16 protein-coding genes are annotated in these 21,138 nt (G+C 65.8%); 7 read left to right on the top strand and 9 right to left on the bottom strand.

Annotated features, from left to right (window positions below; translation table 11 throughout):
* Window positions 1-231 precede the first annotated feature (231 nt).
* On the bottom strand, window positions 232-744 hold the full coding sequence (locus tag FRC96_RS11625) for a hypothetical protein (RefSeq protein ID WP_146974663.1): 513 nt from the start codon (window positions 742-744) through the stop codon (window positions 232-234).
* A 365-nt stretch (window positions 745-1,109) separates the two neighbouring features.
* Here FRC96_RS11625 and FRC96_RS11620 point away from each other — a divergent pair, with 365 nt between their 5' ends.
* A complete protein-coding gene (locus FRC96_RS11620; RefSeq protein WP_146974662.1) occupies window positions 1,110-2,129 on the top strand; it encodes an isocitrate/isopropylmalate dehydrogenase family protein in 1,020 nt (339 codons plus the stop codon).
* Window positions 2,130-2,630: 501 nt separating this feature from the next.
* Here the strand turns inward: FRC96_RS11620 and FRC96_RS11615 are convergent.
* Window positions 2,631-5,114: an ATP-dependent helicase gene (locus FRC96_RS11615; RefSeq protein WP_146974661.1), complete on the bottom strand. Its 2,484-nt coding sequence runs from the start codon at window positions 5,112-5,114 to the stop codon at window positions 2,631-2,633.
* 345 nt (window positions 5,115-5,459) lie between these two features.
* On the opposite strand from FRC96_RS11615, the gene FRC96_RS11610 reads away from it, so the two are divergent.
* The gene (locus tag FRC96_RS11610; protein ID WP_146974660.1) at window positions 5,460-6,260 is read left to right on the top strand and encodes a GNAT family N-acetyltransferase; all 801 of its coding nucleotides are present in this window, start codon (window positions 5,460-5,462) and stop codon (window positions 6,258-6,260) included.
* A gap of 84 nt (window positions 6,261-6,344) precedes the next feature.
* On the opposite strand, the gene FRC96_RS11605 is transcribed toward FRC96_RS11610, so the two are convergent.
* Window positions 6,345-6,755: a TraR/DksA family transcriptional regulator gene (locus FRC96_RS11605; RefSeq protein WP_146974659.1), complete on the bottom strand. Its 411-nt coding sequence runs from the start codon at window positions 6,753-6,755 to the stop codon at window positions 6,345-6,347.
* Window positions 6,756-7,033: 278 nt separating this feature from the next.
* Between FRC96_RS11605 and FRC96_RS11600 the strand changes: the two genes are divergently transcribed.
* Window positions 7,034-7,393, top strand: coding sequence for a PEGA domain-containing protein (locus tag FRC96_RS11600; protein WP_230470171.1), 360 nt, complete (start codon window positions 7,034-7,036; stop codon window positions 7,391-7,393).
* A 180-nt stretch (window positions 7,394-7,573) separates the two neighbouring features.
* Window positions 7,574-9,619 carry a hypothetical protein gene (locus FRC96_RS22120; RefSeq protein ID WP_230470170.1) on the top strand — a complete coding sequence of 682 codons (2,046 nt, stop codon included), beginning with the start codon at window positions 7,574-7,576 and terminating at the stop codon, window positions 9,617-9,619.
* Window positions 9,620-9,709: 90 nt separating this feature from the next.
* Here FRC96_RS22120 and FRC96_RS11590 read toward each other — a convergent pair whose 3' ends face one another.
* From FRC96_RS11590 to cheB, 3 genes are all read right to left on the bottom strand, one after another.
* Window positions 9,710-11,152 carry a hypothetical protein gene (locus FRC96_RS11590; protein ID WP_146974657.1) on the bottom strand — a complete coding sequence of 481 codons (1,443 nt, stop codon included), beginning with the start codon at window positions 11,150-11,152 and terminating at the stop codon, window positions 9,710-9,712.
* A 314-nt stretch (window positions 11,153-11,466) separates the two neighbouring features.
* Window positions 11,467-12,867, bottom strand: a complete 1,401-nt coding sequence (locus tag FRC96_RS11585; protein WP_146974656.1) for a CheR family methyltransferase — start codon at window positions 12,865-12,867, stop codon at window positions 11,467-11,469.
* Window positions 12,864-13,934, bottom strand: a complete 1,071-nt coding sequence (gene cheB / locus FRC96_RS11580; RefSeq protein WP_146974655.1) for a chemotaxis-specific protein-glutamate methyltransferase CheB — start codon at window positions 13,932-13,934, stop codon at window positions 12,864-12,866. Before cheB ends, FRC96_RS11585 begins: the two co-directional genes overlap by 4 nt.
* A 380-nt stretch (window positions 13,935-14,314) precedes the next feature.
* Between cheB and FRC96_RS11575 the strand changes: the two genes are divergently transcribed.
* From FRC96_RS11575 to FRC96_RS11565, 3 genes are all read left to right on the top strand, one after another.
* The gene (locus FRC96_RS11575) at window positions 14,315-15,001 is read left to right on the top strand and encodes a hypothetical protein (protein WP_146974654.1); all 687 of its coding nucleotides are present in this window, start codon (window positions 14,315-14,317) and stop codon (window positions 14,999-15,001) included.
* Between the two features lie 58 nt (window positions 15,002-15,059).
* A complete protein-coding gene (locus FRC96_RS11570) occupies window positions 15,060-16,661 on the top strand; it encodes a vWA domain-containing protein (RefSeq protein WP_146974653.1) in 1,602 nt (533 codons plus the stop codon).
* Window positions 16,662-16,794: 133 nt separating this feature from the next.
* Entirely contained in the window at window positions 16,795-18,360 is a 1,566-nt protein-coding gene (locus FRC96_RS11565; protein ID WP_146974652.1) for an aldehyde dehydrogenase family protein, read from the top strand.
* Window positions 18,361-18,422: 62 nt separating this feature from the next.
* On the opposite strand, the gene FRC96_RS11560 is transcribed toward FRC96_RS11565, so the two are convergent.
* The 3 genes from FRC96_RS11560 to FRC96_RS22115 all read right to left on the bottom strand — a co-directional run.
* Window positions 18,423-19,148, bottom strand: a complete 726-nt coding sequence (locus FRC96_RS11560) for a polyprenol monophosphomannose synthase (protein ID WP_146974651.1) — start codon at window positions 19,146-19,148, stop codon at window positions 18,423-18,425.
* 52 nt (window positions 19,149-19,200) lie between these two features.
* Entirely contained in the window at window positions 19,201-20,592 is a 1,392-nt protein-coding gene (locus FRC96_RS11555) for a sigma 54-interacting transcriptional regulator (protein WP_146974650.1), read from the bottom strand.
* A gap of 114 nt (window positions 20,593-20,706) precedes the next feature.
* Window positions 20,707-21,138 (bottom strand): hypothetical protein (locus FRC96_RS22115; RefSeq protein WP_230470169.1); only part of this gene is annotated, 432 nt, incomplete at its 5' end.

Below are 21,138 nucleotides of genomic sequence, written 5' to 3'. Positions count from 1 at the left end.
AGGCGCCCCATCAGGAGGGTAGCGCCCAGGTCCAGATCGAGGTGAGCGCGAGGGTGAGCAGCAGGACCAGCGAGATGAGCAGTCGAACCAGAGAAGTTGTTGCCATGGGTACCTCCAACGTCAGCAAGGGCGACGCGCCGGGCGGGTCGGCACGGGGCGGGGCCCGAGATGTGGCGCGAGCGCGACCCGGCCCGGCGAGAAGATCGTGGTCAGGCGTGTGCCTGGCGCGTCTCAGAATTGGATGCGTAAGAGGGGCACGCGCACCGTTTTGGGAAGTTCGCGCTCCAGCATGTAGCGGCGGGCGGCCAGGGCGTCGGCGTTGCGCTCCTCGCGTACGATGAGTTCGACGGCACCTGCTGCGGTGCCGACGAGGATGCCGCCGCCGGCGAAGTAGGCGATGGTCCAGGGGGAGTATTCCCGGCCCGAGAGCAGGTAGACGCCGGTGCCGACCAGACCGCCGGTGACGCCGCCCAGAAAGGCGTTTCTGGCGAGTACGCCCATGTAGTTGGGTGACTCGGGCTCGGTGATGATCGTCTTTTGTTCGCTCTGTTGCGTGCCTTCGTTGGGCTGGGTCTGGCTTTCACGTTCTTCGATGACGCGGTCTTCAACCAGCTGGATCTGCGCCTCAGATGTTTTATCGGGTTTCGCCGGCTCGGCGGCGCGTGCGTGTGCGGAGAACGCGGTGATGGCCAGCGCTACCAGGCTCAGCATCACCAGCCATCGGGGTGCCCAGGACCATGCCATGGTGGACCTCCTTTGCGGCGTGAGAAGTCGGCGCACGGGGCGCACCGCGAACCGGTCCCCCCCCGAATTGAGCCGAGATCACTATTCATACTATGAATGTAATTCCGAGACGCACATCACCAAAAACTCCGTGCCGCATGGTCGGCTCGGATGCCGCAGGAGCGAGGGTGTGGGAGCCCGGGGTAAGTTCGCGCGGGGCGCGCTTTTTCGGGGCTATTGACCCCGATGGCAGGGCTCTTCTATGGTGTCGCCGCCGCGCGCCCCTTAAAAAGGCGCTGTGACGCATCAGGCGCGCGCGATGAAGCTATCGAATAAGGTCAATGACGCCGCGTAGAGAACGCGGCGATCACGTCAAGGGAGTTGTCATGAGCCGTAAAGTGTCCCTGATTCGCGGTGACGGGATTGGACCGGAGATCGTCGATGCGACGGTCTCGGTGATCGAGGCCCTCGGGGTCGATCTGGAGTGGGAAGAGGTGCGCGCCGGCTCCGGGGCCTACAAGGATCTGGGCACTCCGCTCCCCGAAGAGACGCTCCTGAGTATTGCCCGCAACCAGTGCGTGTTGAAAGGGCCGCTGGAGACGCCGATCGGCACCGGTTTCCGCAGCATCAACGTGGCGATCCGCAAGCACTTCGACATGTACGCCAACGTGCGTCCGGCCAAGATCTCGCCGGCGATGACCACGCGCTTCTCCGACACCAACGTGGATATGGTGATCGTGCGTGAGAACACCGAGGGTGCCTATGCGGGCATCGAGCACGTGATTCCGCCGAACCGCGCGGCGGCCGAGACGATCATCCTGATCACGCGCTGGGCCTGTGAGCGCATCGTGCGCTACGCGTTTGAATATGCGCGTCGCGAGGGCCGCTCGAAGGTCACGCTGGTGCACAAGGCCAACATCCTCAAGGAGTCCAACGGGCTTCTGCTGGAGGTCGGTCAGACGATTGCGCGTGAGTACGACGACATCGAGTTTGAAGACATGATCGTCGACAACTGCTGCATGCAGATGGTGATTCGTCCGGAGCGTTTCGATGTGATCGTCACCGAGAACCTCTTTGGCGACATCCTCTCGGACCTGGCCGCCGGCCTGATCGGCGGGCTGGGACTGACCCCGGGCGCCAATATCGGTGAGGGCGCGGCGATGTTTGAAGCCGTGCACGGCACCGCGCCGGATATCGCCGGGCAGGGCATCGCCAACCCGACCGCGCTGATGCGCTCGGCGGGCATGATGCTCGGCCACCTGGGCTACGTCTCGGAAGGGAAGTTGCTGGAGAAGGCGATCACCAAGGCGCTGGCCAGCCCCTCGACGCGCACCGGCGATCTGGGCGGCACGGCCAACACCAAGGCCTACACCCAGGCGCTGATCTCGGCGATTCAGGAAGGCTAAGGCCTCCGGGCTCGGCGATGTTGGTTGCGCGAGGTCGCCGGGTTGGGTCGTGTGTGTGAGGCGGTAGGGAGTACGAAGGTCGCCTCTGTGACGCGGTACGAAGTGCGAAGGTCGCCTCTGTGCCGCGGTACGAAGTGCGCAGGTCGCCTCTGTGACGCGGTACGAAGTGCGAAGGTCGCCTCTGTGACGCGGCTTTTGAAGGTATAGAAAACGCCCACCCGGAGCTCCGGGTGGGCGTTTTTTATGACGTCAGTCCTCATCGATCGGTGACCGTGGGTCGGTCGCAAAGTTGACCGTGGGTCGATTAGAAAGGTGACCGTGGGTCGGTCGCAAAGGTGACCGTGGGTCGGTCGCAAAGGTGACCGTGGGTCGGTCGCAAAGGTGACCGTGGGTCGATTAGAAAGGTGACCGTGGGTCGGTCGCAAAGTTGACCGTGGGTCGGTCGCAAAGGTGACCGTGGGTCGGTCGCAAAGTTGACCGTGGGTCGGTTCGTGAGGGCGGTTATCCCAGCACTTTCAAGAACTTGCGGATCACGGTTTGCTGGCCCACGGCGGGAAAGTCGACCGTCAGGCGCGCCTTGTCGCCGGAGCCGGAGACGCTTACGACCTCGCCGATGCCAAAGCGGGTGTGGCTGACGGTGACGCCGACGAGCTTGTCGTCGCCTGCCGGGGTGTGGGTGACGTCCCACTCCTGCGGGCTCTGCGAGAAGTTCGACTCCCAGTCCGGGGTGTCCTGGGCGAGGTGATCGTCGGAGGCCGGGGCCTGGTTGAAGTCGTAGGCCGCCGCACCCTGGGAGGGGACCTGCGGCTCGGGAAACTCGCCGTGGGGCGCGCCCAGACGTTTTCGGCGGTCGCGCGCGTAATCGAGCTCTTTTGCGGCGCTGCGCGGATCGATGATCAGCCGGCTCGGATCGATGTCGAGCAAGAATCGGCTGGGCTCGGTGTCTTTGAACTGCCCGTAGACGCGCCGGCGGCGCGCGTTGGTCATGTAGAGGCGATCTTCGGCGCGGGTGATGGCCACATAGGCCAGGCGGCGCTCCTCGGCGAGCTCCTCGGAGTCGCCGGGGTCGCGCAGGCTGGGGAAGGTCTCTTCTTCGAGGCCGGCGACAAAGACCGTGGGGAACTCCAGGCCCTTGGAACCGTGGATGGTCATCATGGTCACCGCCTGGCCGGGGCCGTTGTCGCCGTCGGTGGACTGCACCAGGGCGGAGCGGTCCAGAAACGCGCGCAGCCGTAGGGAGGCCGGGGCGGTGGTCAGGAGGTCGTCGAGGTCGTCGGGCATCGCCTCCTGCACCGAGGCGATGAGCGCGTCGCTGTTCGGATCCTGCTCGAACTCCTCAATCGCGCTCAAGAGCTCGCCGACGTTGCGGGTGCGATCTTCGGCGCTCTCGGAGTCGGTGCGCTCCAGGTGCTCGAAGTAGGAGATGCGCTCAATGAGGCGCTCCAGCACCGGGGTGAGCTCGTCGTAATGCAGAAGATCGTCGCGGGTCGCCTCCAGGATCGTCCAGAAGTCCTCAATGCCCCGGCGAGAGACGCCGCTGAGCTCTTCGACGGTCTCAATGAGCAGGCGCTCGGTGGGGTTGGAAGGCCGGGGGCGGCGCGCGGCAAAAAGGTCGTTCTGGGCGGGGCGATCTTCGAGCGCGAGCAGCAGCGCGCCCTGCAGGCTCTCGACGCCGGGCACCGAGGTGGCCGCGGCTAACTTCTCAAGGGTGGTCTTTCCGACGCCGCGGCGCGGGGTGTTGATCACGCGCGCGGTGGCCACGTCGTCGCGGGGATTAAGCGCGCAGCGCAGGTACGCCAGCAGATCTTTGATCTCTTCGCGGGCGTAAAAACTTAAGCCCCCGATGATGCGGTAGGGGATGCCCCACTGCCGAAGCTGCTCCTCGAAGAGGCGACCCTGGGCGTTGGTGCGGTAGAAGATCGCCACATCGTCGAAGTCGCCGCCCTGGCGGGCCATGTCGAAGATCGTCTCGGCCACATAGGCCGCCTCCTCCCGATCGTCGGCGCCGGTGAACGCCACGATCGGCTCGCCGCCCTGGCGCTCGGTCCAGAGTTTTTTGGCGTGGCGGCGATCGTTGCGGGCGATGACGTCGTTGGCGGCCTCCAGGATCACGGAGGTGGAGCGGTAGTTCTGCTCCAGCTTGACGCGCGCCGCTTTTTCGTTGGCGTCTTCAAAACCTAAGATGTTGGCCACGGTGGCGCCGCGCCAGCGGTAGATGGCCTGGTCGTCGTCGCCGACCACCGTCAGGTTGTTATGCGCGACGGTCAGGTGGTCGAGCAGCTCATACTGGGCGGGGTTGGTGTCCTGAAACTCGTCGACGAGCACGTGCTGCCAGCGTCTGCTGTACTGCCTGGCGAGCTCGGGATGTTCGCGAAAGAGCACGAGCACGCCCAGGATGAGGTCGCCAAAATCGACGGCGCCGGCCTGTTGGAGGGCGCGCTGGTAGTTGGCATAAAGCTCGGCGTCGGCCTCGGCGCGGGCGTCGTGGGCGTTTTCGTGGGCCTGGGTGGGCGTCCAGCCGCGGTTTTTGCAGGCGTCGATATAGCTCTGCAGGCGGCGCACGTCGGCGCGTGCGCGCTCATCGCCGGCCTCATCGAGGATGCGCGTGATCAGGCGGCGCTGGTCGGCGTCGTCGTAGATCGAGAAGTTCCACTCCAGGCCGGCGGCCGGCGCGTGGCGACGCAGGATGCGCGCGCCCAGGCTGTGGAAGGTGCTGATGGTGACCTGGCCTGCCTGACCCTGACCGTCGAGGAGCTGGTCGACGCGCTCGCGCATCTCCTGAGCGGCCTTATTGGTGAAGGTCATCGCCACGATCTGATGCGGCGCGACCCCCTGCTCGGCGATCAAAAAAGCGATGCGGTGGGTGAGCACGCGTGTCTTACCGCTGCCGGCGCCGGCGAGCACCAGGAGGGGGCCGGCCGGGTGGGTGACGGCCTGGCGCTGATCGGGGTTGAGATGTTGGAGCCAGTCCTGAGTCATTGTCATCACATCCAGAGAACTTAGGGGCTGCAAATTTGTTCCGTTGGTGTTATGACCTCTGACCTGAGGATTGGCAAGGCGCGCGGGAATGCAACGCCGCGGCGCTTATGTTTACCCGGGGGAAAGCTCCCCACTGAAGCGCTCGCGGCGAGTTGTCGTCGTCGGGCGCCCCACGTAAACTTGAGTCTGGTCGTCGACAATCACCCGCCTTTGTGGCTGACGGTGTGCGTGCGACCACGGACGCGGCGAGCGCCTTGAGAGGCGACACGCGCCGCGATTTTTTTCGCCCGCAACCCCGGCCCGCTCCCCGATGGAGCGCGGCGGGGCGGGCGTGCAACCGAGGTGCCCCCCATGGCTGTCGAAGAGCTGACTGAGCGCGACGAGCTGCGAGAGTTTCTGGTTCAGGATCGACTGGCAAATGCCTACCTGCTGGGAAATCTCGATCCTTCCTATTTTCAGTTCTGTCGCTGGTACGGCTCACGCGATGAGCGGGGCGAAATCGCTAACTTGATGCTGGTCTACCGTGGGCTGAGTCTTCCGGTGGTCTTTACCAGCGGGCGTGGCGAAGATCTGCCGGACTTTCTCAGTGCCTGCTACGAGGTGGTGCCGGAGCGCTTTCATTTTCATGTGCTCGAGACGCAGATGGCCGATCTGACCTCGATCTTCGAGGTGGGGCAGGCCGAGGCCATGATTCGCATGGGGCTTGAGCGGGAGCATTTTGAGCCGGGGGGGCGCGATGAACGGGTGGAGCGGCTTGGACATCGCGACACGGCCCAGATCATGGCGCTCTATGAGCATTATCCCGACAACTTCTTTGAGCCCTACCAGCTGGAGACCGGGCTCTATTTCGGGATCCGCGATGAGGAGGGGGATCTGGTGAGCATCGCCGGGGTGCATGTCGTCAGCGAGGCGCATGATATCGCGGTGATCGGCAACCTGGTGACGCACTCCGGGCGCCGGGGGCAGGGCCTGGCAACGGCGTGCACCGCGCGGCTGCTGGAGGAGCTCTTTGAGCGGGTCTCTCTGGTGGCGCTGAACGTGCAGGTGGAGAACGCCCCGGCGATTCGCATGTACGAGAACTTCGGGTTTCGGGCCAACAACCGCTTCTATGAAGGGCGGTGGTCGAAGGCGGCCGAGCGCGCCGGCGCCTGAGGCGCGGCGCCCCGGTCATCAAAAAAGCCACCTCTCGTGTTGCGAGAGGTGGCTTTTTTCGTTGAGGCGTCCGGTCAGGCAGCCCTATTCGATGGCCGAGAACATACCGGGGCGTGCGGCGTGCTGGCGGCGCTCTTCGCGCTCCTGGTCTTCTTTGCATTCGATGCAGAGCTCGGCCATCGGTCTGGCCCGAAGGCGAGGTTTGCCGATGGGCTCGCCGCACTCATCGCAGTAGCCATACTCGCCGGTGTCGAGGCGGTAGATGGCGTCGTTGACCTTGTTGAGGAGGTTGCGCTCGCGGTCCTGAAGGCGCAGCTCGGTGGCGTTGCCCTGCTCGTCGGTGGACTCGTCGATGGAGTCGCGGGGTTCGCGGTCGTTATCGCGCAGCTCGTTGCGGGTGAGGTTGTTGCTGCGCACCAGATCCTGGCGCTGGGCCTCCAGCGCAAGGCGCATCTCTTCGAGGAACGCTTCGGAGTAGTCGTCGTTTTGGCTCATGGTGACCTCGTCGTTACGTCGTTGGGGCGGCGCCAGGAGCGGCGGCCGTCCAGCTCAGGCCGAATATAGGCAGCAGACGCGGTGAGCGTACTGCAAAGATGCTCGGGATCCCAGCGGCGGGTGGCGCGGAGGGAGGAAGTTGAAGCGGGCGTCGAATCATGCCACGATGCCGGCGTTTGAGGGCGGCTGGAGGCTCGGCGCGCCCGCGATGAACCTGATTGTCGATGAGGGCTGGTATGCCGAAGCGGGTACTACAGACTGGGCTTATGGCGTTGGTGATGATGACCAGCGCGTGCGCGTCGACGACGCTTGTGGAGTCGCAGCCGGCCGGTGCCACGCTGATTCTTGATGGGGAGCGCTATGCCGGTCAGACGCCGGTCCAGATTCGCGATCTGCCCTGGGTGTTCAGCACACGGACCTATCAACTTTCGATGGAAGGGTATCACCCGCGGGTGGTGGAGCTTGAGGCGTCGGCCAACTCCGAGAGCTGGGTGACGTGTGTGTGCACGCTGGGGACGATGTGGCCGCTGGTCTTTTTTGGTCGCTACCCCTCGGACGTGGTGGTGCGCTTGAGTCCGATCGAAGCGCCGGCGCGCGCGGCGTTTACACCGGAGCCCTCGGTGAACTTTCCTCTCTAAGTCTTCCGGCCGGCTTCCCACGCCGGAATGCCGCTCCCTGCGCGGCGCCTTCAGAGCCCTCGATCCTTTTGAAAAGATTGAAGGTTTCTGGTAGCACTCTTCTGGCCTGTAACGGGCTCCCTCCTGCATTCTCCCTCCTGCTGCACTCCTCTTCGCAGCCCTCCAGCACGCGGAAGTTCTATGATCACGATCTCAAAGCGGTTGACGTATCTGACGTTTGCGCTGGCGCTTGTCGCGCTCTCGCCGGCCTGCTCCGATCCGGACGGCGAAGGCCAACTTCCCGACAGCGATGTGGAGCTTCCCGACACCGGGGATGCGGGCGATGTGGATACGGACGAGCCCGACGGCGACGATTCGGACGTGGAAGAGCCTGACGTTGCCCCGGATGTAGAGCCAGACGCCGACGAGGTCGGCTACTGCGATCCTCAAGGGGAGGGCTGGGAGCGCGATGCCGACCAGGACGGGCTCTCCGATTGCGAGGAGCGGGAGCTCTGCACCGACGAGTTCGACCACGACAGCGACGGCGACACGCTCAGCGACCTGGAGGAGCTGCAGCTGGGAACCGATCCGTGTTCGGCAGACAGTGACAGCGACGGGGTCAACGACGATGAGGAGGAGCTTCTGGAGCTCGATCCGCTGAACGCCTGCTCGTTCCCGCCGCAGTACTATCCCGATCCGACGGCCTGCTCCGATGGCGACCTCTGGGTGATCAGCGCGTGTGACGAGCCGGCCAGTGAGCCAACCGAGTTCTTTGTGAACGGGGTGGGGAACTGGGGGCTGGGGCTTCCGCCGGCTTACTCGAACTACACCAACCTGACGATCGCCGGGGCGAGTGTGGAGAACCGCCACGCGGCGGCGGTCTACGACGACCCGGCCAATGAGATCGCGGGCTTTGTGCTCGCGCAGGCCCCCGATGGCGTCAGCTCGGCGGTGCAGGCGGTGCAGTCCAAACGTCAGCTCATTAGCGGGGTGGGGACGCTCGTGCAGGAGGTGATCGGTGGTGAGTTTAATACCCACGATTACCACACCGCGGCGGTGAGCCGTTATCTGATCCGTTCGCCGCAGCTGCGCTCGGCACGGGCGATGCGCGACGCGTTGCTGGTGGCCGCGGCACCCTTTGGCAGCGCGGACATCAGCGGGCTTCCGGCCACCAGCGGCAACACCTACACCGACTACCGCGTCTACCTGACGACGGTGCTTCGCGACGGTCAGCTCATCACGCTGGTGGCGCTGGCGCCGGCCGACAAGTACGAGCTTCAGGATAAGACGAAGTTCCGCATGGATGATCTGACCAATACCACCGCGCTGGCCACGGCGACGGCCAACGACGTGCTGCGCTGCACGCGTTTTCCGCCGGCCGATGAGATCCCCCAGGTTGAGTTTCTGTGGGTGCTCGACCAGTCGGGATCCATGGATCCACATTTTGAAGACGTGCGTGAGGTGGCCGAGGGCTTCTTTGCGGAGTTGCGCAATACGCCGCTCGATTACCGCCTGGGTGTGACCAATATGTGGGAGGGTGGGGAGGGCAAGCTGCGTAGCCCGCCGGCCTGGCACCGCGATCAGTCCAGCTTTCTCGACGAGATCGAGGAGTGGGTTGTGGACTGTCAGGGGTGCGGCACCAGCGCCGGTGGCGCGGAGTACGGCATTCAAAACGCGCGCAGCGGGCTGGAGTTTATGAGCAGCAACCTGGCGCCGGCCGAGGAGCGTATTCGGCCCAACGCCGAGGTGGTGACCGTGATGATGAGCGATGAGGAGGCGCAGACCTTCCAGAACACCTCCTTGAGCTCGCCACAGGGCCAGGCGTTGATGAGTGACTTCATCGGATACTTTAACGGGCGCACCACGATCTTCTCGATCGTGACCAACGATGGTGAGGCTTACCGTCAGGTGGCGACGGCCACCGGCGGCAATTATTACTCGCTGGGGTCGCCGAATATTGAGGAGACGATCAACGACATCATCATCGCGGCGACCGGTCGGGCGGCGAACTACGTGCTCTCGGATGTGCCGCTCTCAAGCTCGCTGCGCGTCTTTAAGGACGGGCAGTGGGTGCCGCGCAGCCGGATCAACGGGTTTGACTACTTTGCGTCGACCAACTCGATCGCGTTCTTCGGGGACTTCCGTCCCAGCGATGACGATCCGGAAGACGCACCGATCAACTACGTGTCGGTCTCCTACCGTCACTTCCAGGTGAACTCCAAGCCCGGGAGCGCCGGGGCGCAGTGATGCGTTGATCGCTTCTTCGAGCATAAAAAAACGGCCCCGGGTTCGGGGCCGTTTTTTTGTGTCTTGCGGATGTGGGTAGCGCCGTTCGCCTCAGATCATGGAGTCGGGGCGGGCGAAGCCGGTGGCGTTGAAGAGGGCGCCGGCGAAGGCGTCGCGGGCGATGGTGGCGCGGGCGATGGGGCCGGTGAACCAGGCGTGGGCCAGGGCGCGGAGGTGGGCCTCATCATCGCCGGGGGCGAACTGCTGGAGCAGGTGCGCCAGCCCGCGGCAGCCCCAGTCGTCGGCCGAGGCGAAGGCGGCCGGGTCGTTGAAGCTGGCGATGAGCTGGCGCACCGCGTCGTCCGGGTGCGCGGCGAAGGGCGCGATAAGCTCCCGGGCGGTCGTCGCTTCCAATTCGTCGAGCTCGGTGGCCTGGCGGATCTCGATGAGCGTGTGCACAAGGGCGACGCGCTCTTCGATGGAGGCGGCGCGGTCGGGGGCGAAGCGCTCCAGGCCGCGGGCGATATGCTCGGGGCTTAAGCGATCGTCGACCGCCGCGCTCAGCGGCAGCCCGCTGATACCGGGAGAAGCCAGGCCGCGGTCGAGCAACGACTCATGCTGGCCGACTTCGACGAGGAGCTCGGGGAGGTTGTCGTCTTCGCCCAGCGCGAGTTGAAAGGCGAGCTCAGCGGGGTAGCGGTCGATGAGGGCGGGGGCGTCGAGGAGAAGTTCGTCGTCTTCGAGCTCTTCGCTCTCCCAGGCCAGAAGGGCGGCGCTGGTAGCCAGGGCTGCGGCCATGTCGAAGCCGTCGCGGTCGCGCACCGTGCGCATCACCGCCAGGGTGTGGACCCAGGAGGTCAGGCCATAGCAGCTCAGGAAGTCGGCCACGGCGCGATCGTCGCCCAGCCAGGTGCGCTCCAGCTCGCCGAGCATCAGCTGGCGAGCGAAGCGATGAGGCGCGAGCGCAGCGAGCGCGCCGTCGATGGCGGCGCGGTGCTCCAGGCTGAGCTCGTCATGGAGCTCCTGGCGCCACTCGACGATGGCGTCGAAGAGCTCCGGGGCGTGGGCCAGCGCCGAGGCGCGGGCCACGGTGATGAGCTCCTCGGGGCTGGCGAGCTCTTCGAGGGCTTCAAGGAGCTCCTCGGGGTCGACGGCGGCGAGCAGGGCGGCTGCGGCCAGGCCGGTGTCGCTCTCGTCGAGGAGCTCGACAAGCGCGTCGTGGTACCAGTCGGCGCCGGCCAGAAAGAGCGCGCGGGCGACGGCCGGGGCGAGGTTCTCATCGGCCAGGGCGGCGTCGATGGCGTCTTCGTGGGTGGGATCTTCGATGGAGGCATACAGCGCCCAGATCCACGCCGGGGTGTCGGGACGGTTGGCGTCGAGGGCGTTCAGGGCTTTGCCGCAGGCGTCGCGAAGAGGCGTGTGGGTCAGTAGGAGCGCGGCGAGCACCGGGCCATCCTGGGGGCTCTCCAGCAGCGTCGTGAGCTCTTCGGGCGAGAGCGTCGGGGGCGTGCCTTGGAGCAGCGTGGAGAAGATCGGGGAAAGGGCGTCCGACATGGAGCCTCCGCGGGTCAAAAAGTGAGGAGAGGTGAGTGGCGAGCGCAGCGCGCGCCCCGGGCCTTCTCTGCCTTTCGCGCCGGAGCTTGTCAAAGGGAGGCGGGTCTTGCTCGGGCATGTGCTGGTATGGCGAGGCAAGAAAAGCCAACAGCGCCCTGTCATCCCGACAGGGCGCTGTTGGCCGAAAGGAGGTGCCATGCGTTAGAGCCGCATCGCCTGAGATCGCGGACAGGCGGCGCAAGCTCCGACCTCGTTGCCGAGGTAATTAAATAACTGCTCAGGGGGCGAAGTCATTCCATCATTGGCGAGAAAAGTTACAACACGCTGACCACCGAGAGGGCGCGATGTGCCTCTTGATGGGCATGCTGCCGGGCGTCGTCGAGGGGGCCGGTCAGCCGCGGGATGACCCGGGAGTGGCGCAGCGGATCGGGTTTTGCGGCCAGGCCCTCCAGCGTCTGGCGCCAGGCGCGGCGCGCGGCGTCGTCTTCGCCGAAGTTCTCGTAGATGCGCGCCGCGCCCCAGGCGGCCACCCAGTGAAAAGGCTCCAGAAAGAGGGCCTTCTGGTAGGCTTTGAGGGCGGAGTGGCCGGCGTCGAGCTGATCGAGCACCTGACCGAGCAGGCAGTGGCCCTCGACCACAAAAGGATCGTAGCTGGTGGCGGCCTCCAGGCAGGCCATCGCCAGGCGAAGCTCGCCATGGCGCATATGTTCGCCGGCGGTCTCAAGAAGATCGACGACGGTGTCGTTGAGGCCGACGTCGCTGGTGGTCTCATCGAGCCCGCTGTACTCGGGGGCGGGGGGCTCGAGAAGCTCGTCGAGGGCGCTCTCGCTGAGCGTCCAGGCGCCCGGCTCGATGGTCTGACCGGGTTTGGTCTCGTAACGGCGGTACAAAAAACCTTCGCCGTGGCGAGTCGCGCGCAGGCGAGGGCCTTCGGTGTTGAGCTGCTCCACGTGGATCTGTTCGGAGGAGCCGAGCATCAGATAGCCGTCGAAGGCCAGCGCGTCGGCCAGATGTCCGACCACGGTGGCGGAGGCCCGCGGGGTGAAATAGATCAGGACGTTGCGGCATAAGATCACGTCCCAGCGCATGTCGGCGCGGCGCGAGCGCGGCGCGGTGTGCAAGAGGTTGTGATGGTCAAAGCGCACCCTCTCCAGGTCGGGATGAGCGATGGCATAGGTGTGCTCATCGATCGGTCGCAGGAAAGTGTCGCGGCGCGTCTCATCGAGACGCCGCAGGCTCCAGGTGCCGTAGTGTCCACGGCGGGCCACGCTTAAGAACTCGGTGTTGACGTCGGTGCCCAGGACGTCGGCCGGGATGTTCTCTTCGCTGGCGATCATGGCGACGGTGTAGGCCTCTTCGCCGGTGGAGACGCCGGCGCACCAGATCTGCAGGGGGCGCTCCAGGGTGGCGGAGGCGCCGAGGTTGCGCAGTATCGAGCGCAGGGCCAGCAGCTGCGGCTCATCGCGCCAGAAGGCGGTGAGCCCGTTGGTAATCAGGTTCACCAGGCGCTGGGGCTCGGCGGCCGTCGAGGAGAGATCCTGGAGGGCCTCCACATAGGTGAGGGGGTCGTCGTAGCCGAGCGCCTCGGCCCGGCGCGCGAAGGTCTCGGCGATGCGGGTGGGCGCAGCTCCGCGCAGGGCGAAGCCGGTCCAGCGCTCGAAGAGCTCGCAGGCCTGGGTGATGACCTGGCGCCGTTGAAAGCGGCCCTGGTTCATCGCGACTCCCGATCTTCGATGGCGTCGACCTCGCGGATGAGCGCCTCGGCGATCTGATCGAGCTCCACTACTTTATCGACCACCCCGTGGGCGATGGCCGAGCGGGGCATCCCGTAGACCACCGAGCTGGCCTCATCCTGGGCCAGCGTGGTGCAGCCGGTGTGGTGCAGGGCGGTGAGGCCGACGGTGCCGTCATCGCCCATGCCGCTTAAGATCACACCGATGGCCCGGGGGGCGGCGTGGCGCGCCAGGCTCGTGAGCAGGCGATTGCCGCTGGGGCAGTGGCCGCCGACCGGGGGGCCTTCGGTGACGCTGAGTTTGAGCTCGGGCTCCAGCATCATGTGGCGCTCGGTGGGCGCGATGTAGAGGTGGCCGCGTTTGAGCTCGGTGCCATCATAGGCTTCGACGACTTTGAGCGGGCTGTGGTTGTCGAGCCAGTGGGCCAGGTGGGTGGAGAAGCCGTGGGTGATGTGCTGTACGACCACAACGGCTGCCGGGAAGTCGGCAGGAAGTTGGCCCACAATGCGGGCCAGCGCCTTGGGGCCCCCGGTCGAGGCGACCACCCCGACCACCGCGACCGGACGGTTGGCTGCGGGGGCGTCGCTGCCCGGGTCGACGCGCCGAGGCCCCTCGACACGCTGGCGCTTTCGTCCACGCACATGGCGCACCACCGGAATCTGGGAGAGCAGCCGAATCTTGCGCAGAAGGGCCTCGCGCTCCACCTCCGGGAAGGGCAGACGCTGCGGCTTGGGCATCAGGTCGAGCGCCCCGGCCGAGAGCGCCTTAAACGAGAGGTCGACCCCGCCGCGGTGGGGATCCGCGGTCACCACCAGGATCGGCGTCGGGCAGCGCGCCATGATCGCCTCGGTGGCCGCAAGCCCATCCTGGCGCGGCATATGGATGTCCATCAGCACCAGGTCGGGGCGATGCTCCTCGCAGAGGTTGACCACATCGACGCCGTTATCGGTCATGGCCACAATCTCGATGCCCGGCTCGGCGCGGAGCACGTCGACCAGGACCTCGGCGAAGATCGCGCTGTCTTCTGCGATGACGATGCGTAAGCTCATGAAAACTCTTGGGAATTTGATGGGGCGTTTAGGCGCATGCTGCAATGCGCAACGTCAACGCCGCGCTAAAAGACGTGTGACTATACCCGCTCATTCCGGCTACGTGAATCACCAAGCCGGGGCATGCCTCGGCCTCACCCCGGCGTCGGCAGAGCGCCGGGGCGCGGGCAAGATGCAGTGGGCGGGGGCGTGCGGGCTCCCCCCCTTCGGGTTGGATGACAGGGCCGGAGCGCTGGCGTATGATCCGCCCGACTTCGGGCTTGAAGTGCCGGAGGACAACGGTGGTTGTCGACTCGATAAGAGATCGTTAGATTGCGCCGCCTCTGGCCCCCGCCCTTTGCGGGCGGCGGCATATGGATTTCCCCCGATGGATCTCGTTTATGGCTGACAGTCAACGCTTGCGCTCGGTACCCGAAGGCATTCAGCTGATCTCGGAGGTCGCCGCCGAGCTCGCCAGGCGCGACGAGGCTCCGGTGACCGTGCTGGGCGTGACGACCTATTTCCCGATGGACGTCGACAGCATCGCCCGGGTGCTCGAAGGCATCGAAGAGCTCGACGGGGTCGAGCGCGTTCAGCTCGACAAACTCGCCGCCTACGAGATCGCCCGCCCGGAGCGCTTTCTGCCCGGGCCGCTGGACATCGAGGAGCAGGCCCATCTGGAGAAGGCGCCGGCGTTTATGCGAGCGGTCGCCAGCCTCAAGCAGGACACCGACTGGGTCAAAAAGGTCCGCGAGCAGCACGAGCTTCTGCGCATCGCCTCGGCCGCGCGTGATCCGCGCGTAGAGCTGGGATATCTGACCAGCCGCACCGATCTTCCCTCGGCCAAAGTTCAGAGCTTGCTCAATGACTTCGGGGCCGAAGGTTATATCGAGGTCACCGTCGATGAAGACGCCGACGCGCTCTATTACACCTTCCCGCGGCTGGACTACTCGCGTCGGCGCTTTCAGCGCAATATGGCGCTCTTAGAGAGCCTGGAGGCCGCGCCGCAGTCGCGCCTCTCGATGTGGATCTTTGTGGCCCTCTTCGCCACGATTCTTCTGATTGTGATCATCTTCCTCAGGTTGTGAGGCGGCCTCATACGTCGCCCCCGGGGAGGTTTTTCAACGCCTGCGTTAAGGTGCGGCCATGACTCGCTCGTTCGACCGATGGATACGTTGCGCGCTGGGGCTGGGGGCGGCCCTGGTGATCGCCGGCTGCGGCGATGATGACGGTGCCCCCGCGCCGCAGGATGACGCCGGGCTCCGTGACGATGCCAGCGCGGAGCCCGATGTGGCGCGCGAGCCCGGGCTGGCGTTGAGCCCGAGCGCGCTGCGACTTCTGCCCCCGCAGCCCCTGAGCTGTGAAGGGAGCAGGAAGGCGCGTTTCCCCTTTGTGATCTTCAGTCAGGAGGGGCCCGCAGTCGCCGCCGGGGATCTCATCGACGGGCAGATGATCTGGCCCAATGAGACCCTTCGCGCCGGGCAGCTGAGCCTGGATGCGGCCTATCTGGCCCGCTCAGGTCCGGGGTGTGAGAGCTCGCAGGAGTGCCCGGAGGGGCTGCTTTGCACCGCCGCTGAGGTGGGTGATGGCGAACGGTATTGCGCCGCGGCGACCCGCGTGAGCTTTGCTCCCGGCAGTGTGCGTCAGGAGTGGAGCCTGGGGCGCGAGGGCTCAAAGGAGCTCGCGTTGAGCGTGCTCATTCAGAACACCGCCAGCTTCGACGGGCGGCTGCCCGTCTCGGTGGGCGCGCTCTACGACGCGAGCGGCGCGCAGGCGCTCAGCGCCAACGCGGCGCGGGCCACCGACACCGGCCTTCGTCACCGGCAGATGATCCAGGACTTTTTGATCGCCCTGGGCGGGCGCTTTAGCGGTGAGAACGCCGCGGTGAGCCTCTGGTTTTACGGCGGTGACGTGGGCGCGCAGACCCGGCCGCTGACCCCCAGTGAGGGCGGCGAACTCACGAATTACCTGACCCGCGACCTCGACAGCCTCACCGAGCGACTGGCCGAGCTTCCCACGTTGATTCCGCGGGAGGCCAATGTCTATCAGGCGATCCTGCGGGTGCTCGATCGCGATTTGGGGCTTGAGGCGTATGACGAGGCCGAGAAGATGCTCGTCGTCTTCACCGACAGCCCCAACCAGGTCTACGACGCCGGGGCCGATGCCGAGGCGGTGCGCGCGCGCCTGGAGGCCACCGGAGTGCGCCTGATGATCGTGCACCTGGACCCGGCGCTCGATGCCTCGCTGCTGCGCGATCTTCCCAGCCAGTGGGGCGGCAACCAGGCCTGCCGCGAGGACGCGAGCTGCAGCGCCCCGACCTGTGAGAGCGAGGCGAGCTGCCAGCCCCATGAGCGCTGCCGCCCGGCCACCCTCTACGCCGACGACGCCGGCGGGGCGGTGACGCAGACCGACGCGTCGTATTGCCTTCCCGAGCGCGACGCCGAGGGTCGGGTGGGGCCCGTACAGGAGTACGCGGAGCTCGCCTGTGCCAGCGGCGGTCAGTACGTTTACGCCGCTGACCTCGACGCTATGGTGGGGGCCTGGAACGTGCTGGCGCCCGCCCTCCAGTCGACCTGGTCGGTGGAGGGTACGCTGCCTACGCTCGACGCGCTGCAGGGGCCGGGCTTTGGTCGGCTCAGCGGGGTCTTCTCGGCGCGGGTGGGCCCGGCGCACCTGGGCGATCGCCTGCGACCGGCCCTGGAGTCACGGGTGAGCGCCGACAGCCGCCCGGCCATACTTCTACCCTGAGTGTTGAGGCCGCCTCACCGTGCTGGACGAGGCCGCCCCGGTGCTTATTGTCTCGCGCGCTTGCTCGACCTCTTGCGGGGTGTGGGCGCGCCTTCACCCCCTTCGTTTTCGACGTCGTTTTCAGGACCCGCCTATGTCTGCTCAAGCCTCCAGCGCCGAAGTCTCCGCCGATGTGATCGAGAAGTTTAGCCCGGTCGACGGTTCGCACCTGGGAAACTTTCCCATCACCTCCCCGGCCGACGTGAACCTCGCCGTAAAGGCGGCCCGCGAGGCGTTTCCGGCCTGGCGCGACCTCTCGCTCGACCAGCGTTTTGCTTACCTCGATCGCCTCCGCGACATCGTCAGCGCCGAGGGTGAGGCCTTTGCGAAGATCATCAGCGATGACACCGGCAAACCGCTGCTCGACTCGTTGCTCACCGAGTTGATGGCGATCCCGCTCTTCATCGATTATTACAAAAAAGAAGCGCCGAAGACGCTCAAGCGCCAGAAGCTCTCCCGACAGCTCTTCTTCCCCACCAAGACCAGCTACGTCGAGCACTCGCCCATGGGCGTGATCGGGGTGATCTCCCCGTGGAACTTCCCCTTTCAGCTCTCGATGATCCCGGTGCTCTCGGCGCTGGTGGCGGGCAACACCGTGGTGCTCAAGCCCTCGGAGGTCACGCCGCTTACGGGTGAGCTGATGCGCGAGATTTTTGAGCGCGCGGGCTTCCCGAAGGGCGTGGTCTCGGTGGTGCAGGGCGATGGATCGACGGGCGCGGCGCTGTGCAAGGCCGACATCGACAAGATCTTCTTTACGGGCTCGGTGGCCACCGGGCGCAAGGTGATGGCGGCGGCCGCCGAGAAGCCCATCCCGGTGGAGCTGGAGCTGGGCGGCAAGGACGCCATGATCGTCTGCCACGACGCCAACTTAGAGCGCGCGGCGCGCGCGGCGGTCTGGGGCGGCTTTTTGAACTGCGGCCAGATGTGCATCTCGGTGGAGCGACTCTTTGTGGTCGACGCGGTCTACGATGCGTTTCTGGCGCTGGTGCGCGCCGAGATCGAGCGGATGCGCGTGGGCGGCCCTGATGAGGGCTCCGATATGGGACCGCTGACCTTCAGCGCGCAGATGGGCACGGTGGTGCGTCACCTCAATGACGCGCGGGAGCGCGGCGCCACCATCGCCATGGGCGGTCGCCCCATGGAGGGCCCCGGGCAGTTTTTTGAGCCCACGCTGGTGCTCGACGTCACCGAAGAGATGGAGATCTACCGCGAAGAGACCTTCGGGCCGGTGCTCCCGGTGATTCGCGTGCCGGACGAAGAAGAGGCCCTGCGCATGGCCAATGACCACCAGTACGGCCTGACCGGCAGCGTGTGGACGCGCGATGTCTCCCGCGGCCTTGAGCTGGCCAGCCGCATGGAGTCAGGGCAATGCTCGGTCAACGATGTGGTGCTCTCGGTAGGCAACCCGGCGCTTCCCTTCGGCGGGGTCAAACGAAGCGGCTTCGGGCGCTACCACGGGCCGGAGGGCCTCTACGCCTTCATGAACCAGAAGGCCATTATGGTGGACCGCGGCCTGCTCGATGTGGAGCCCTTCTGGTACCCCTACGCGCCAAAATATGAGGCGATGCTGGGCACCTTCCGCAACCTGATGGGCGGCAAGATGGTGCGCGCGCTGACGAACTTTTTTGAGATGCACAAGATCACGAAGCGCCGCGGCTAAGGTCACAGCGGTAGTACGAAAAAAAGACCTGCCGGGGGCAGGTCTTTTTTTTTGCGGCATACTCAGCGTTTGAGGCGGATCTTCCAGACGCGCGTGAGCGCCTCGGCCGCGATATCCGGCGTCATCTTGGAGTCGCCCACCTGGCGGTCGGGGAAGATGATGGGGACCTCCACGATGCGAAAGCCCTTCTGGTGCGCGCGGTATTTGAGCTCGATCTGGAAGACGTAGCCCGAGGCCTCAATGCGATCGAGATCGATGGTCTCGAGCACCCTGCGTCGCCAGCCCACAAAGCCCGCGGTCAGGTCGCGGATGTCCACGCCGAGCACAAGACGCGCGTAGAAGCCGCCGCCGCGTGAGAGCAGCCGACGGAAGAGGCCCCAGTCCTGTGTGGCGCCGCCGGCCACGTAGCGCGAGCCGATGGCGACATCAAAGTGGTCGAGCTGCTTGAGCAGCTCCGGCAGATCTTCGGGGCGGTGGCTGAAGTCGGCGTCCATCTCGACGATCTTCTCAAAGCCCTCGGCCAGCGCCCACTCAAAGCCGGCGATGTAGGCGCGGCCCAGCCCCTCTTTGGCCGTACGGTGCATCACATGAATGCGCTCGTCGCCCGCGGCCAACGCGTCGGCCAGCTCGCCGGTGCCGTCCGGGGAGCCATCGTCGATCACGAGGATGTGCACCTCGGGGCAGCGGCTTAAGATGGCCTCGGTGATCGGCCCGATGTTGCCGGCCTCGTTGTAGGTGGGGATGCAGATCAGAGTGTCGCGCGCAGGCGTCGGTGAGACTTCAGACATCAACCAGCTCAAAGCATAGGGGGAAACGCGGGGCGAGGCTCAACAACGGTATTCAGGAGATGCCGAGATCTTCGCGGGTCAGATCCAGCTTCTTGAGGATGTACTCGACGCTCTTGCGGTGCACCCCGGCGATGCGGGCGGCCTTGGAGACGTTGCCTCCGGTGCGCTCAAGCAGACGCCCCCAGTACTCTTTCTCGAAATGTTCAATCAGCCGGTTCTTGGCGTCTTTAAAGGGGAGGTTCTCCTGGAGCGCCGTCTCCACCATGGGCAGGCTGGACTCCTCGATGGCCTCGGGCACCTCGGTGGCGGAGGGTTCGCCGGCGTTGAGGTAGCGGGTCTCAATGGCGTCGCCCTGGGTCAGGAGCACGGCGCGCTCGATGAAGTTCTTGAGCTCGCGCACGTTGCCCGGCCAGCGGTGGCGCTTGAGCTTCTCCATCGTCTTGTAGGCGATGTCGACGTCGTCGCGGCCGGTCATCTCGTTGGCCTGACGCAGAAAATGCTCGACCAGAAGCGGGATGTCATCGGGGCGATCGCGCAAGGGGGGCAGGTTCACCCGAATCACCGCGAAGCGGTAGTAGAGGTCTTCGCGGAAGTTGCCCTCTTTAACCTCGCTTAAGAGGTTGCGGTTGGTGGCCGCGACGATGCGCACGTCGGTCTTGACGCTCTGGTTGCTACCGACCGGTTTGATCTCGCGCTTCTCCAGCGCCCGCAGGAGTTTGGGCTGCAGGTCGACGGCGAGCTCTCCGAGCTCATCCAGGAAGAGGGTGCCGCCGCGGGCGGCCTCAAAGGCGCCTTTGCGCGAGCCGGTGGCGCCGGTGAACGCCCCTTTGACGTGGCCGAAGAGCTCCGACTCGATGAGCTCACGGGCGATGGCCGAGCAGTCGAGCACGATAAAGGGGCCGTCTTTGCGAGGGCTGTTCAGGTGAATCGCCTCGGCGACGAGCTCTTTGCCGGTGCCCGACTCCCCTTCGATGAGCACGGTGGCGTCGGTGGGGGAGACGCGCTCGAGGATCGAGAAGATCTCACGCATCGCGCGGCTCTTGCCGAGCATGTTGCCAAAGCGGTCGCTGCCCGAGAAGCGCACCTCCACCTTCTCGTCGGTCAGGCAGAACTGCAGGGTGGTGTCGCCGAGCTGAAAACGCACGCGGTCGGCCAGGAAGATGTCGACGGTGCGCAGCCCCTCGACAAAGGTGCCGTTTTTGGAGCCGCGGTCGACCAGGCGGTAGCCGCTCTCATCGACGACGATCGCCGCGTGCACGCGGCTCACCGCCGGGTCGTTGAGCGAGATGTCGCAGTCCGGCGAGCTTCCGATCAGAAGTTCGGCGCGCTCAAAGGCGCGGGAGAGGCCCTTGTCGGGGCCCTCGATGACTTCAACGCGGAAGCGCTGCAGTTCGAGCTGCTCGGCGCCGTCGTCCAGAAAGATGGTGCGTGTTGCGTCGCTCATAGCAATAGATCCGGGAGACGTGGTGTCGAAAATCGGTTCCAGAGGGCCGCTACCATAGCGAGGGGGGCGTCGCGTCACAAGCCAGCCGGCGCTCTTCTTGTGGGTGTGCTGCGCTCAGCGCTCTTCGTCCCAGACGACCAGGTGGGCGCAGTCTTCGCCGGGCTCAATGGTCACCTCGAAGCGCTCCTCGCGACCGGCCTCGGGGTTGCGCACGGTGAGGGTGTGCGGGCCGGCGCTCAATGGATGGTTGCGCAGCGTCATATGACGCCCGGAGAGCCAGGTGCCGTCGATGGCGATCTCGTTATGTGCGGGGTAGATCGCCCGGAAGTTAAGGCATCCGCGGGGGCTCTCTTCGAGGTTCAGCGCGAGCTCATCGCCCTGGATGGAGGCGGGGTTGAGCTCCAGGCGAAGCGGGGTGTAGCCGGGCGCGCGGGCCTCAATGATGGCGGTGCGGCCGCGGGGCAGTTGCACCTGACGGGCGCCCGGGCCCAGCGCGCGCCCGTTGAGCGAGAGCTCGGCCCGCGCTGGCGAGGGCACCAGGCGCAC

Source organism: Lujinxingia vulgaris, from assembly GCF_007997005.1.
Classification (GTDB): Bacteria; Myxococcota_A; Bradymonadia; order Bradymonadales; family Bradymonadaceae; genus Lujinxingia.
Note: the sequence above shows the minus strand (reverse complement) of the source record. Positions and strands in the feature narration are given on the sequence as shown.

Excerpts from the sequence above, each read along its gene's own strand:
- FRC96_RS11590 (WP_146974657.1), bottom strand. The coding sequence starts at position 11,152 with ATGTCGGACGCCCTTTCCCCGATCTTCTCCACGCTGCTCCAAGGCACG.
- FRC96_RS11585 (WP_146974656.1), bottom strand. The coding sequence starts at position 12,867 with ATGAACCAGGGCCGCTTTCAACGGCGCCAGGTCATCACCCAGGCCTGC.
- FRC96_RS11615 (WP_146974661.1), bottom strand. The coding sequence starts at position 5,114 with ATGACAATGACTCAGGACTGGCTCCAACATCTCAACCCCGATCAGCGC.
- FRC96_RS22120 (WP_230470170.1), top strand. The coding sequence starts at position 7,574 with ATGATCACGATCTCAAAGCGGTTGACGTATCTGACGTTTGCGCTGGCG.
- FRC96_RS11560 (WP_146974651.1), bottom strand. The coding sequence starts at position 19,148 with ATGTCTGAAGTCTCACCGACGCCTGCGCGCGACACTCTGATCTGCATC.
- FRC96_RS11555 (WP_146974650.1), bottom strand. The coding sequence starts at position 20,592 with ATGAGCGACGCAACACGCACCATCTTTCTGGACGACGGCGCCGAGCAG.
- FRC96_RS11625 (WP_146974663.1), bottom strand. The coding sequence starts at position 744 with ATGGCATGGTCCTGGGCACCCCGATGGCTGGTGATGCTGAGCCTGGTA.
- FRC96_RS11600 (WP_230470171.1), top strand. The coding sequence starts at position 7,034 with ATGATGACCAGCGCGTGCGCGTCGACGACGCTTGTGGAGTCGCAGCCG.
- cheB (WP_146974655.1), bottom strand. The coding sequence starts at position 13,934 with ATGAGCTTACGCATCGTCATCGCAGAAGACAGCGCGATCTTCGCCGAG.
- FRC96_RS11605 (WP_146974659.1), bottom strand. The coding sequence starts at position 6,755 with ATGAGCCAAAACGACGACTACTCCGAAGCGTTCCTCGAAGAGATGCGC.
- FRC96_RS11565 (WP_146974652.1), top strand. The coding sequence starts at position 16,795 with ATGTCTGCTCAAGCCTCCAGCGCCGAAGTCTCCGCCGATGTGATCGAG.
- FRC96_RS11610 (WP_146974660.1), top strand. The coding sequence starts at position 5,460 with ATGGCTGTCGAAGAGCTGACTGAGCGCGACGAGCTGCGAGAGTTTCTG.
- FRC96_RS11575 (WP_146974654.1), top strand. The coding sequence starts at position 14,315 with ATGGCTGACAGTCAACGCTTGCGCTCGGTACCCGAAGGCATTCAGCTG.
- FRC96_RS11570 (WP_146974653.1), top strand. The coding sequence starts at position 15,060 with ATGACTCGCTCGTTCGACCGATGGATACGTTGCGCGCTGGGGCTGGGG.
- FRC96_RS11620 (WP_146974662.1), top strand. The coding sequence starts at position 1,110 with ATGAGCCGTAAAGTGTCCCTGATTCGCGGTGACGGGATTGGACCGGAG.